Below are 13,645 nucleotides of genomic sequence, written 5' to 3'. Positions count from 1 at the left end.
GACGCGGAACGGGAAAGGATCAGCAGATGGCGCGTAGTCGCATGACGTCGATGCAGGAACAGACCGGTGGCCGCCCTGGCGGTACCCCGGCCGTAGGCAGGGGGCTGCAATGAGTGCGCTTCGCGATGCGATGAGTCACGCCGCGCTGGGCTGGGTCAAGCCGGAGCTGGACGAAACCTTGCGCCAGGCGCGCAACGAGATCGAGTACTTTGCCGAAGAACCGTCCGACACCAGTCGGATGCGCTTCTGCGCCGGCTATCTGCACCAGGTGCAGGGCACCTTGCGCATGGTCGAGTTGTACGCCCCGGCGATGGTGGCCGAAGAGCTGGAGCTGCTGGCCCAGGCCGTGCAGGTCGGCGAGGTGGCCGACCGCGACGAAGCCTGCGCCATGCTGATGCGCGGCACCGTGCTGCTGCCCGATTACCTGGAGCGCCTGCAGAACGGTCACCGCGATATCCCGATCGTGCTGCTGCCGCTGCTCAACGAGATCCGCGCCACCCGTGGCGAGCCGGGCCTCAGCGAGAGCGTGCTGTTTGCCTTCGATCCGCAGGCCGGCGTCGCCACCGAGGCCGAGCTGGACCATGCCCGCGGCAGTCTGAGCGGACGCAATCGCGAGTTGCTCGACACCGTCGGCAACGCGGTCAAGGAGGAATTGCTGCGCGTCAAGGATGCGCTGGACTTGCACCTGCGCACCGGCGGCGAGATCGCCGAACTGCAGACCCAGGTCAAGGATCTGGGCAGCGTCGCCGACACGCTGGGCATGATGGGCCTGGGCGTGGCGCGCAACGTGGTCGTGCAGCAGCGCGATGCGCTGGCGCGCGTGGTCGACGGCCAGGTGCAGATGGACGAAGGCGTGCTGCTGGACATCGCCGGCGCGCTGCTCTATGTCGATGCCTCGCTGGATGACCAGGTCGCCAGCCTCGGCGCCGATGTGGGCGACGGCAACGAAGCCAGCAACAGCGCCACGTCGTCGGAAGTGCGGCGCACGGTGGACGTGCTGGCGCAGGAGGCGATCGCCAATTTCGGTGCGGCGCGCGAGCATTTCGTCGCCTTCATCGAGACCAACTGGGACCACGCGCGCCTGACCGATGTGCCGCATCTGCTCGGCGAAGTCGGCGGTGCCCTGCGCATCCTCGAACTGCCACAGGCGGCCGACTATCTGGAAGGCGTGCGCCGCTATGTCGACCTGGAACTGATCGGCAAGCAGCGCGTGCCCAGCGGTCGCCAGCTGGACACCCTGGCCGACGCGATGGCCAGCCTGGAGTACTACCTGGAAGCCCTGCGCGAGCGCCGTCCCGGCCGCGAAGAGATCCTGGACATCACCCGCAACAGCCTGGAGACGCTGCGCTACTGGCCGCTGCCCTCGGGCCAGCCGTCCGACCTGCCGGTCGGTGCCGACCAGCCGGGCCACGTGGCCGAGCCGCAGCCACCGGCCGCATCGCTCGCACAGCAAGCCGGTGCCCCGGCGGCGGCCAACGACGCCGCACCGACGCCGTCGCTGGAATGGGCCAACGAAACCGTGGTCGAGGCGCCGTTTGCCGCCAGCGTGGTGCACGACACCGGCGCTGCCGCCACCGATACGGTGTTCTCGTTCGACCCGGTCGCCGCCGAGGAAACCGTCTCCGGCCAGGCGCACGTGCCGTTTACGGTGGCACCGCTGGACCTGTCCGACGATGGCGCGCAGGCGCCCGGCGACTGGCAGCTGGAAACCACCGAGCAGGCCGCACCGATCGCCACGTCCGTGTTCGACCCGGTGTCGGCCGAGCAGGACGGCAGCGTGTCGGCCGATGCCGCGCAGGTCAGCTACACCGTGGACCTGAGTGCGCTGGAGCAGGACGACAGCGCCACGCCGGCGGTAGCCGAACCGGCGCCGCTGCAGATCGAGCAGATCGCGTTGCCGGGCGATGCCGACCAGACCGAGGCACCGCTGGATTTCATCGCGCAGGCCGGAAACGGCCGCGCGCAGACCAGCATCGACGATGCGTTCTCGCCGCCACCGTTTCCGCCCGTCGCGCCGCAGGAGCCGGCCGACCCGTTCGTCGAATCCGTGCCCGAACCGCAGCCGGCCCCGGCCGACGACGCCGCCGGGCAGGGCACCGCGCGCGTGCAGCAGGCGGTTGTCAGCGAGTTCGAACTGGACGCCGCATCGACGGCGTTCCTGGCCCAGCTCGACGCAGCCGCCGCGCAGTTCGAGGTGGAGCGTCCGCAGGCAGCGCAGGCGCCCGATGCCGACGCCCAGGCTGCGAAGGCAGCGCCCGGGCCGGCCATGAGCGAACCGCTCCAGGCCGGTGCTGGTGCCGAGGCCGGCATCTTCGGCGGCTTTGGCGACAGCGATATCGACGACGATATCCGCGACGTGTTCCTGGAGGAATTCGACGAAGAACTGGTCAACCTTGGCCAACTGCTACCGGTATGGCGTGCCGCGCCGCATAGCCAGGACAACCTGCGCCCGATCCGCCGCGTCTTCCACACCTTGAAGGGCAGCGGCCGTCTGGTTGGTGCGCACGTGCTCGGCGAGTTCAGCTGGAAGATCGAGAGCATGCTCAATCGCGTGCTCGACAATTCGCGGCCGGCCAGCCCGGCGGTGGTGGCGATGGTCGAGCTGGCCTACGAGGTGCTGCCGCAGTTCAACGCCGCCTTGCGCGACCAGGGCCGCATCAGCGCCGACCTGCCGGCCATCCAGGCAGTTGCCGAGCGCGTGGCCGCAGGCGAAGAGGCCTATTACGTGGCCGCACCGGCGATGCCGGTGGCGGCGGAGCTCGCCTTCGTTCCGGCAGCGGCGGGCATGTTCGCTGCGAGCGGCGGCACACCGGCGTCGGTGGACAGCGTGCTGCGCGAGATCCTGGAAGCCGAAGTCGCCACCCATCTGGACACCGTCAACGCGTGGCTGCAGGCTTGCCAGGCCGAGCCGCAGTTGGCGAGCGAAGAATTGCTGCGCGCCGTGCACACCATGAGTGGCGCGTTTGCGATGACCGACGTGCCGGAAATCACGCTGGTGACCACGCCGGCGGAGAGCTATGTCAAGCGTCTGCTCGCCGCCTCGCTCACCCCGTCGCAGGAGGGCATCGACGCCATTGCCGCAACGGCGGCGGCAATCGCCACCACCGTGACCGCCCTGCGCGCCGATGCGCCGTTGATTCCGTCGTTTGCGCCGTTGACCGAGCGCCTGCGCGCGCTGGTGGAGACGCTGCCGGAAGCGCAGTGGCCACCGCAGGCGTTCCTGGACGAGCTGGAGGATCTGGAGGCGCCGGGCGAGACGGCCGTCGGCAGCGAATCGGCGGTCGAGCTGACCGGTGCGCAGGACCTGTCGCCGTATCTGGACGCCAGTGCACTGCCGTCGGATGCGACCGATACCGGCGCGCCCGTGCATGCCGCCGATGACGCGGCGCAGGATGCCGCAGCGCCCGCCGACGCCGACGCAGCGATTGCGGTGGACGAACTGGCCGAGGCCGAGGCCGAAGACACCTCGGCGCTTGCGCTGGAAGCACCGGCACCACACGACGAGGCGCAAGCGGCTGACGTTGCTGCGCCGGAGCAGGAGCAGGGCGCCGATTCGCTCGAGGCCGCGCAGGCGGCGGCCGCGGATGCGCGCACATCCGAGGCGGTCACCGGGCAGGCCGTCGACGCGTTGCACGGCGATGCTGTCCAGCACCAGCACACAGGCGACGCCGAAGCCGCGTCGCCTGGCACCGATGCGCACGACACGCCGGCCGATGAGCCGGTAGTCGACGCCGATGCCTGGGATGCGACCGGACTGCAGCAGGCCGGCGGTGTCGATGCGGTGTCGCACGAGCCAGCAGGCGACGTGCCCGGAGCAAGCGAGCACGTGGCCGTGGACGAGCTGTCCGACGCGGAAGCCGCATTGGGTGAGACGCAGACGCTCGCCACGCCGGACGCCGGGCAGGTCGATGCCGAGCGCGCAGACGCCGGGCAGCAGTGGCCGGGCGAGCACGCGGCCGTGCACGACCAGCAGGATCAGTACGACGGCAACGTCACCGCACATGCCGAGGCAGGGGCGGGTGATGGCGTAGCGTCCACCGACGACGCGCCTGTCGAGACCATCGAAGCATTGGAAGCGGTGCGCGCGCAGGCCCCGTTGGCCGACCAGACGCATGCGGAGACGAACGAAGACTGGACGCCGGACACCGCGGCGCCGGATGGCGGATCGACCGAGCAGGGCGACCATGCTTCCGCGCCGCACGAGGATGACGCCGCCGCGCAGGCCCAACACGCGCAGCTGCCTGTCGACGAGGCAGCGCAGCACGACGCTGCCGTGTTGCCGCACGCTGCCGACGCGCACGTTGGCGGACAGCAGCAGGTGGAAGACACTGCGCGGTCGGGCGAGCAGGCGTCTGCCGGACAGCACGCCCCGTTGGACGAGCCGGTGTACCTGCAGGAACCTGCGCATGCGTACGAGCCGGCGCAGTCGGAAGCGCACGTCGATTCGGGTGAGCAGGAGCGCGTGGACGGACAAGCGCATGCGCATGCCGATGAAATCGAGCACGTTGCAGAAGAGGATGACGCTGCGGCAGCGCAGCAGACGGCAGAGGCAGAGCAGACTGCAGAAGCAGAACAGTCCGCAGACGCAGACCACGCTGCAGACGTACAGCAGGCTGCCGAAGCGCTACCCGAACACACCATCGAGTCGGTGCAGGCCTTCGAGATGGCGCAGGTCGCCGACCAGGTCGAAGAGACCGGCGATCCGCAATCGGAAACTGCACCGGAGCTGCAGTCGGACCTCGTTGCTGATGCGGATGCGGATGCGCAAGCCGATGCCGATGCGGAGGTCCACGCGCAGCATCCAGACGCAGACGCAGACGCAGACGCAGACGCAACACTCGGCGCGACTACCGCAACCGATCCTGCCGAGCATCACGAACACGTCGAGCAAGTTGAAGGCGTTGGGCAAACCGAACACGTCGAATACGTCGAGCATCTGGAGCCCGGCGAACCCGGCGACTCCCCAAGCGAACCCGAAGACGCCGCAGCCGTGGCCTTCAGCGCGCCGGTGGAAGACGCCGCGGCGGCCGAGACCACCGCCAACGCTGTGGGCGCAGCCTTCGATACCGGCCCGCTCAACTTCGACCAGCTCGATGGCGAACTGGTCGACATCTTCGTCGAGGAAGGCCGCGACCTGCTGGACCATTGCGATGGTCTGATCGCCCGCATGCGCGAAGTGCCGGAAGACCGCGAGGTCCTCAACGGACTGCAGCGCGACCTGCACACGCTCAAGGGCGGCGCGCGCATGGCCGGCATCAATGCCATCGGCGATCTCGGCCATGCGATCGAGTCGCTGCTCGAAGCAGTGGCGGCCAACCGGACCGACATCGACCGCGACGACGTGCGCCTGTTCGAGCGCGGCTTCGATCGCCTGCATCAGCTGTTGACCCGCACCGGCATGCACCGCGCCGTGGCGATGCCGACTGATCTGGTGGACGCCTTCGAAACCCGCACCCGTGGCCGCAATGCCGCAGAGCCCAGCGACGCCGATGTGCGCGCGATCGCCAGGGCATCGGTGGAGCCGGCACCGCTGTCGGCGCCGGTGCCGGTCGAGGGCCAGAGCGAGGACGACTTCCTGCCGCGCGTGCAGCAGGAGCAGGTGCGCGTGCGTGCCGACCTGCTCGACCGCCTGGTCAACCACGCCGGCGAAGTGGCGATCTACCGTTCGCGGCTGGAACAGCAGATGGGCGCCTTCCGCGGCGCCATGGGCGAACTGGATCGCACCAACGCCCGTCTGCGCGACCAGCTGCGGCGTCTGGATCTGGAAACCGAAGCACAGATCGTGGCGCGCTATCAGCGTGAGCAGGACCAGGGCGACCGCACCTTCGATCCGCTGGAACTGGACCGCTTCTCCACCCTGCAGCAGCTCAGCCGCGCGCTGAACGAATCGGCCGCAGACTTGGGCGGTCTGCAGGGCGTGCTGGAAGATCTCTCGCGTCAATACGACGGCCTGCTGCAACAGCAGTCGCGCGTCAGCTCCGAGCTGCAGGACGGCCTGATGCGCGCGCGCATGGTGCCGTTCGACGGTCTGGTGCCGCGCCTGCGTCGGGTGGTCCGCCAGGCCGCGACCGATACCGGCAAGCAGGTGCATCTGCTGCTGGAAGGCACCCAGGGCGAACTGGATCGCAACGTGCTCGATCGCATGGTCGCGCCGCTGGAACACATGCTGCGCAACTCGGTGGCGCATGGCCTGGAAGCGCCGGAGCAACGGCGCGACGCAGGCAAGCCGGAAGAGGGCAGCATCGCGATCCGCCTGCGCCGCGAAGGCTCGGAAATCGTGCTGGAAGTGGCCGACGACGGCGCCGGGCTGGATCGCGAGGCGATCCGTCGCCGCGGCGAGCAGCGCGGCCTGATCGAACCCGGCCAGGAGCTCAGCGAGGCCGAGCTGGACGGGCTGATCTTCGCCTCCGGCTTCAGCACCTCCGAGCAGGTCAGCCAGCTGGCCGGCCGTGGCGTGGGCATGGACGTGGTGCGCAACGAAGTGCGTCAGCTCGGCGGCTCGGTGGACATCCACTCGGTGCGCGGCCAGGGCGTGACCTTCACCTTGCGCCTGCCGCAGACGCTGGCGGTCACCCAGGCGGTGTTCGTGCGCATCGGCGACACCACCTTTGCGGTGCCGGTGGGGTCGGTCAGCGGTATCGGCCGCATCTCGCGCAGCCGTTACGAGTCGGGCGAGGGTGGCTACCACTACGCCGGCGAAGAGTACGTGCTGCACGATCTCGGCTCGCTGGTCGGCCAGGCCGCCGCGCGTGCTGATGGCCAGGCGCAGGTGCCGTTGCTGCTGGTGCGCGCGGGCGACCTGCGTGCGGCGGTGGCGATCGACCAGGTACTGGGCAACCGCGAAATCGTGGTCAAGCCGGTGGGCCTGCAGATCGCCTCGGTACCGGGCATCTACGGTGCCACCATCACCGGCGATGGCCGCGTGGTGGTGATCCTGGACGTGGCCCCGCTGGTGCGTCGCTATCTCAGCCAGCCGGCGCGTCCGGCGCCGGAAACCCCGGCCGAATCGCAGCGCCAGGTGCCGTTGGTGATGGTGGTGGACGATTCGCTGACCATGCGCAAGGTCACCAGCCGCGTGCTGGAACGCCACAATCTGGATGTGACCACCGCACGCGATGGTGTCGAGGCACTGGAACTGCTCCAGGAGCGCGTGCCCGACCTGATGCTGCTGGACATCGAAATGCCGCGCATGGACGGCTACGAGCTGGCGACCGCGATGCGGGCCGACCCGCGCTTCAAGGCGGTGCCGATCGTGATGATCACCTCGCGCAGCGGCGAGAAGCATCGCCAGCGCGCCTTCGAGATCGGCGTGCAGCGTTACCTGGGCAAGCCTTACCAGGAGTTGGATCTGATGCGAAACGTGTATGACCTGCTGGGGATCGCCCGTGTCCGAGACTAATGGCGCAATGGGAACTCCGGTCGCCCTGCTGGGCCGGCCCGGGCAGGCGCGCGAGCGCCTGCGTGAAGCGCTCGGCCTGGCCGGCGCCCACGTAGTGCTGGAAGACGAGCCGGCGGCGGTGGACGTACAAATGCTGCGCGATGCCGAGCCGGTGGCGGTGCTGGTTGCGCTGGAGCCGTCGATCGAAGACGCGCTCGAAGCCCTGGAGCCGGCCTTCAACATGCCCGGCGTCACGGTGATCTTCGACGAGGCCGAGCTGACCGTGCGCCGCGAGGGCTGGGAAGCGCAGCGCTGGGTGCGCCATCTGGCCGCCAAGCTGCATGGCCATGCCGACGTATTGCCGCCAGGCACCGAGAGCGAGCCGTCGCTGCATCCGGAACCGGGCCTGGAACTGGCGCCGCGGCAGCACTCGGACCTGCAGCTGGACCAACACCTGCAGGCAGCTGCGCACGCGTTCGACAGCGTGCCCGGCGATGCCTTGTTCGCGCGTGGCGCGGGCACGTCCGAGGCCGCAGCGGCGGCGGACAAACCGGCCCTGACGCTGGGCGATTCCAGCACCTGGGGCCTGGTCGACGAGGTCGCGGTGGTGGTGCGCCCGCGCGCCGAATTGAACATAGATGCGCTGTCGACCGGCGGGCTGTCGCTGGTGGAGCTGGATCAGGTCGGTACGACCACCGGTGCGGTGCTGGTGCTGGCCGGCATCGGCGGCCCGGATGCGATCCGCCGCCTGCTGTCCGCGCTGCCGCCGGAGTTTCCGCGCGCCGTGCTGGTGCGCATGACCCTGGATGGCGGCCAGTACGGCAACCTGGTGCGGCAGATGGGACGCGTGTCGGCGTTGCCGGTCGACCTGGGCGAAGCCGGCCAGGTGATTACGCCGGGCAGGGTCTATGTGCTGTCCGACGATATCGGCGTGCAGCACCATGACGGCGCGCTGGCATTCGTCGCGCAGGCCGATCCGGCCGGACTGGTGGCCGCGTTGCCGCCGGCCGACAGTGCGGTGCTGATGCTCAGCGGCGCCAACGAGGCGCTGGTCGAGCCAGCGCTGGCGCTGGCCGAGCAGGGCGGCTGGCTGGCGGGTCAATCCGCCGACGGCTGCTACGACCCGGCCGCGGCGGCACGTCTGGCGCGCCAGGGCATTCTGACCGGCGACCCTGCGCAGTTGGCGCGGGCGTTGGCACAGCGCTGGCCGGCGTAAGCCGGGCGCTTCCTCTCAAGATCGGAACAGGTGCGATGAGCTACGCCAACAATGACGAAATCCGCGGCGTCCTGATCCAGGCCGGTAGCGAGCGCGTGCTGCTGCCCAACGCCACGGTGGCCGAGGTGATGTCGCGGGTGGCGGTCGAGCCGATGGCGGAGATGCCGCGCTGGGTGGTCGGGCGCATCGACTGGTATGGCTGGAAGGTGCCGCTGCTGTCGTTCGCGCGTCTGAGCGGCATGGGCGACGAGCCGACCGCGGTCAACAACAAGGTGATCGTGCTCAAGGCCTTGGGCGGCAATCCGGCGCTGCCGTACTTCGCCTTGCTCACCGCTTCGTTCCCGCAGCTGATCTCGGTGCCGCGCGATGGCCTGCTGGCCGATGCGTCCGAAGATGCGCTGCCCGACGGCGTGCACATGCGCGTGCTGCTGGGCGAGCAGAGCGCATTGCTGCCGAACCTGGACGCGATCGAAGCGCAGCTTGCGCAGGCGCTGGCGGCGCTTGCCGCGTAACACGCCGCTACCGGACGACGACACTGCCGGCTTGCCGGCGATGTCGCGATGAAGGGCGGGATGGGCGCAGCAACGGCCAGGCGGGCATTGCCGTTGCTGGGTGCAATGGGTGCCGGCATGGCCGATGCCTGAGATCTCTTGCTGCCTGTGGGCGGCCGTTAGCGGGGGCGTGATCTGTATGCGTCAGCCTGATCCACACAGCACGCATGCCGCGCGCACGGCGCGACCGCGGCCGTGACGAGCCTTCCCGTCTTCGCACCCGTCCAGCACGCCGACGGTGTGATGCTGTGCGATCTGGCCGTCGTCGATCCGGCGGCGATGGCCGACTACCACAGCCGTAATCGCGCGCATCTGGCCGCTGCGATGCCGCTGCGGCCGCCGGCCTTCTACACCACCGACGGCTGGCGTCGGCTGAGCATCGCCTACCGCACCGCAGTGCCCGGCGAGCGCGAATTGCAACTGGTGTTGCTGCGCGAGGCGCAGGTGATCGGCACGGTCGGCCTCACCCAGATCCAGCGCGGTGCCTTCCAGGGCTGTCATCTGGGTTACGGCCTGGATGCGCAGCAGCAGGGGCGCGGCTTGATCCAGTGGGCGGCCACGCAGGGCATCGCATTTGCGTTCGGCCCGCTTGGCCTGCACCGGGTGATGGCGCAATACGTCCCCGACAATCTGCGCAGTGCGCGCGTGCTGCAACGGCTGGGCTTTCAGATCGAAGGCTATGCGCGCCGTTATCTGCAATTGAACGGCGTCTGGCGCGACCATGTGTTGACCAGCAGGTTGCGCGATGACGCTGACGCCTGTGGCGGGTGAGTCTTTTCGCCCCTGATCGTGGGGGCGGCCCGGCTGCGGCGCGCATGCAGCAGGCCCGACGCAGCGCTGGTTGTGCGCGGATCCGCAGCCGACAGCGCCGCAAGGCGGTTTATCCGCGCGCGGCGCTGCCGCATGATGCAAGGCTGTCGCCGCGCAGTGCGGCTGCCTGTTTTCTTCCTGCATGGAGTTCGCCCGGATGATCCAACGTCGTCACTTCCTCAAGAGCGCCACGCTTGGTGCGATCGCTTCCGGCCTGGCCGGGTGGGGCGCGCGTGCGCAGGCGGCCGTCGGTGCCGGCACGGGCGGACGCGTTGCCGCGCTGCCGCCCGGCGCGGCGCGGGTGATTTCCACCTGGGATTTCGGCATTGCCGCCAACCAGGCAGCCTGGAACATCCTCGGCAATGGCGGTATCGCACTGGATGCGGTGGAAGCGGGCGTGCGCGTGCCCGAAGCGGACCCGAGCAATCCCACGGTCGGCCTGGGCGGCTATCCGGACCGCGACGGGCGGGTGACGCTGGACGCCTGCATCATGGATCACCTGGGCAATTGCGGCGCGGTGGCATCGCTGGAAGACGTGGTGCACGCGATCTCGGTGGCACGCGCGGTGATGGAAAAGACCCCGCATGTGATGCTGGTTGGCGATGGCGCGCGGCAGTTCGCGCTGGAACAGGGCTTTCCGCAGACCAAGCTGCTCACGCCCAGCTCCGAAGCGGCGTGGAAAGAGTGGTTGAAGACCTCCAAGTATTCGCCGGAAGCCAATATCGAAAACCGCGCCTGGCGTGATGCCAAGCTTCCGGGCGGCAAGGACAACCACGACACCATCGGCATGCTGGCGCTGGATGCGCACGGCAACCTGTCCGGCGCGTGCACCACCAGCGGCATGGCGTGGAAGATGCACGGCCGGGTCGGCGACAGCCCGATCATCGGTGCAGGCCTGTACGTGGACAACGAGGTGGGCGGCGCGACCTCGACCGGCGTCGGCGAAGAGGTGATCCGCAATGTCGGCAGTTTCGCAGTGGTGGAAATGATGCGCCAGGGCAAGTCGCCGGCCGATGCCTGCCGCGAGGTGGTGATGCGGCTGATCCGGCGCAAGCCCGAACTCACCCGCACCTTGCAGGTCGGATTTCTGGCGATGAACAAGCGCGGCGAGGTGGGGGCGTTCGCGATCCAGAAGGGTTTCAGTTATGCGGTCTGCGATGCGCAGCGGCAGGACCTGCTGGTGCCCGGCGAAAGCCACTACACCACCGAGCCTGCGGCATGAGCGTGTCGGGGCTGGAGGTGGCCGCCGATTCGGTGGGTTCGGCATTGGCGGCGCAGGAAGGTGGTGCGATGCGGGTCGAGCTCTGCGGCGGCCTGGACGGCGGCGGGCTGACGCCCTCGTTCGGCACGCTGGCGGTGGTGCGTGAGCGGTTGCAGATTCCGCTGTATGTGTTGATCCGTCCGCGCGTGGGCGATTTCGTCTTCGATGCGGCGGAGGTCGAGGTGATGCGGCGCGATGTGGAGCAGTGCGTGCGGCTGGGCTGCGATGGCGTGGTGTTGGGCGCGCTGGATCCGCATGGGCAGGTCGACATGGGCACGATGCGGGTGTTGATCGCTGCGGCCGGGTCGCTGGGTGTGACCTTCCACCGTGCGATCGACGTCAGCGCCGATCCGGCGCGTGCGCTGGAAGATGCGATCGCGCTGGGGTGCGAGCGCGTGCTGACCTCCGGTGCGCGTGCGAGCGCGCTGGAAGGGATCGACACCATCGCAGCGCTGGTGCAGCAGGCGGGCGACCGTATCAGCATCATGCCGGGTGCGGGCGTGTCCGAAAGCAACGTGCTTGCGCTCCGTAACGGCACGGGAGCGCGCGAGTTCCATGCCTCCTCACGCGGGCCGGTTGCGGCGCAGGTGCATGCGCCGCATGCGTACATCTCCGACCTGGGTGGCGATTACCAGCGTACCGATGTGGCGCGCGTGCGGCGGATTGTGGGGTTGTTGCAGGAGCTGTGAGGCGCTGTGTCCCGATGGTGGAGCATGTGATCCGCGACCTCTTTGCACGCTGTGGCTGGCAATTCCAGGTGAAGTGAAGACGTGGCATGGGATCTGTAGTTTGGCTGCCAGGTCCTCGACCAATCAGGCTTTGTTGCGTTGAAACGGCGGCAACGCTCAGGAGCATGTTGTGTTGAGCTCAGACGGGGCACTGTGGAAGAAGCGAACGCAACGCGTTTGATCTGCTGCTTCGTTGCAGGGCCCTCGCCCGCCCACCATCGCGGGACACGCCGCAAGTACGTCCATGTAGGCTCCGGCGCGGCATCCATGCCGCTCAGGGTCCCGCGACGGTGAGCGGGCAAGGACCGGTCGGAATGGTCGGTGTGCGTGGACAAGCGCAGGAGCGGCGGTCGGCGAGTTGCTTGTGCAGTTCCATCAGTGCACGACCAACGTAGGAGGCGCGATGTCCTTGCCGGTTCCGGGACCCTTGGCGGCATGGATGCCGCCGCAGAGCCTCCAGGGACGGATTCACGGCGTGTCCCGTATGTGATGAGGGCGCCGTGCCCTCGACCGTTCGATCTACTGCGCACTTTCCGGCAATGACTGCGGCGATCTCGTGTCATCTGCCTCGTTGCCAAGGCGTGTCGGATCCAGGACGACATGCTTGATGCGTTGGCGCTTCCAGGTGTAGCTGATATGGACCAGCCCATCGCGGGTCTGGATCACCGCCGGATAGGAGAACTCGTCCTTTGCGCTGTGTTCCAGCGTGAGGGCGCGTTGCCAGTGCACGCCATCGGCTGATAGCGCCACCGCAAGCGTGCCGCGACCGTCCCACCAGTGCTTGCCGGCGATGCCGGGGTTGTAGACCAGCAGGGCGCGGCCGTCGCGCAGCATCACCGCGTCGGTGCCGGCGTTGGGATTCTCCACGGCCAGCAACTGCATCGGTTGCCAGTGCAGGCTGCCGTCATTGGAGAACGTACTGAACACCTTGTCCTGCTGGCTGCGCCCGAGCACCTGTACGCGCCCGTCCGCATGTAGCAGGACGCTGGGCTGGATCGCGCCGATCACCGCCGGATCATTGAGCGGCATGCCGCGTTGCCAATGCGCGCCGTCGTCGTCGCTCCATTCCAGATGCGCGCGCCAGCCACGGTCTTCGCTGCTGCTGGGCGAAAGGATGCGTCCGTTCGGTAATTGCACCGGCTTGTTCTTGATCGGGCCGAGGATGCCGTCGGGCAGGCGCTGCGGTGGCGACCAGTGCGCACCGTCATCATCCGAGGTAATGCGCAGGCCCCACCACTGCCGTGGATTGGGGCCGAGCTTGTAGTACAGCTGCACCGGGCCGGCGCTGGACTGGAACAGCACCGGATTCCAGGCCGGCAGTGCGGCGCCATCCGCGCCGGCATGCGCGCCGTCGGCGAGGCGTCGCGGCGGCTGCCATTGCCGCACGCCGCGCTGCGCGAGCCAGACACCGACATCGGCCGCTCCCTCGTGCGTGCCGCCGAACCAGGCGGCCAGCAGCGTGCCGGCGCGGGTTTCCAGAAGCGTGGAGGCGTGCGCCTGTGACGTCGGTGCGGGGTCGGCGATGAACTCGCTGAGCACAATGGGCGAGGGCGGCGGCATGCGCGGTTCGGCGTGGACGGCGAAGGCGGCAAGGCTTGCGACCAGGCAGGTCGACAGACGTGACGGATGCATCGTGGTCCAGTCCTGTGCGGATTTTAAAGATACCTATTTATCATCTATTAAATACCATATGCTCTGGTC

Annotated in this window: 7 protein-coding genes; 6 read left to right on the top strand and 1 reads right to left on the bottom strand. The window is 68.7% G+C overall.

Translation table 11 applies throughout. The features are described 5' to 3' along the window. Positions 1-109 precede the first annotated feature (109 nt). From H7A87_RS14400 to H7A87_RS14375, 6 genes are all read left to right on the top strand, one after another. On the top strand, positions 110-7,399 hold the full coding sequence (locus H7A87_RS14400; protein WP_119127706.1) for an Hpt domain-containing protein: 7,290 nt from the start codon (positions 110-112) through the stop codon (positions 7,397-7,399). 7 nt (positions 7,400-7,406) lie between these two features. Beyond that, a complete protein-coding gene (locus H7A87_RS14395; protein ID WP_119127708.1) occupies positions 7,407-8,594 on the top strand; it encodes a chemotaxis protein CheB in 1,188 nt (395 codons plus the stop codon). 35 nt (positions 8,595-8,629) lie between these two features. Continuing rightward, positions 8,630-9,106, top strand: a complete 477-nt coding sequence (locus H7A87_RS14390) for a chemotaxis protein CheW (protein WP_119127710.1) — start codon at positions 8,630-8,632, stop codon at positions 9,104-9,106. Positions 9,107-9,388: 282 nt separating this feature from the next. After that, positions 9,389-9,916 (top strand): GNAT family N-acetyltransferase, encoded by a 528-nt coding sequence (locus H7A87_RS14385; protein ID WP_115677709.1) that lies wholly within the window; start codon positions 9,389-9,391, stop codon positions 9,914-9,916. Positions 9,917-10,112: 196 nt separating this feature from the next. Beyond that, positions 10,113-11,177: a N(4)-(beta-N-acetylglucosaminyl)-L-asparaginase gene (locus H7A87_RS14380; protein WP_119128003.1), complete on the top strand. Its 1,065-nt coding sequence runs from the start codon at positions 10,113-10,115 to the stop codon at positions 11,175-11,177. Continuing rightward, complete coding sequence (locus H7A87_RS14375) at positions 11,174-11,905, top strand: copper homeostasis protein CutC (protein WP_104584622.1); 732 nt, start codon at positions 11,174-11,176, stop codon at positions 11,903-11,905. The genes H7A87_RS14380 and H7A87_RS14375 overlap by 4 nt, the downstream gene beginning before the upstream one ends. A 558-nt stretch (positions 11,906-12,463) precedes the next feature. Here the strand turns inward: H7A87_RS14375 and H7A87_RS14370 are convergent. After that, the gene (locus H7A87_RS14370) at positions 12,464-13,576 is read right to left on the bottom strand and encodes a sialidase family protein (RefSeq protein ID WP_119127714.1); all 1,113 of its coding nucleotides are present in this window, start codon (positions 13,574-13,576) and stop codon (positions 12,464-12,466) included. Positions 13,577-13,645: the final 69 nt, after the last annotated feature.

It is taken from the genome of Xanthomonas sp. CPBF 426 (assembly GCF_903989465.1).
GTDB classification, from domain to species: domain Bacteria; phylum Pseudomonadota; class Gammaproteobacteria; order Xanthomonadales; family Xanthomonadaceae; genus Xanthomonas; species Xanthomonas euroxanthea.
This window is presented reverse-complemented; position numbering and strand designations above follow the sequence as displayed.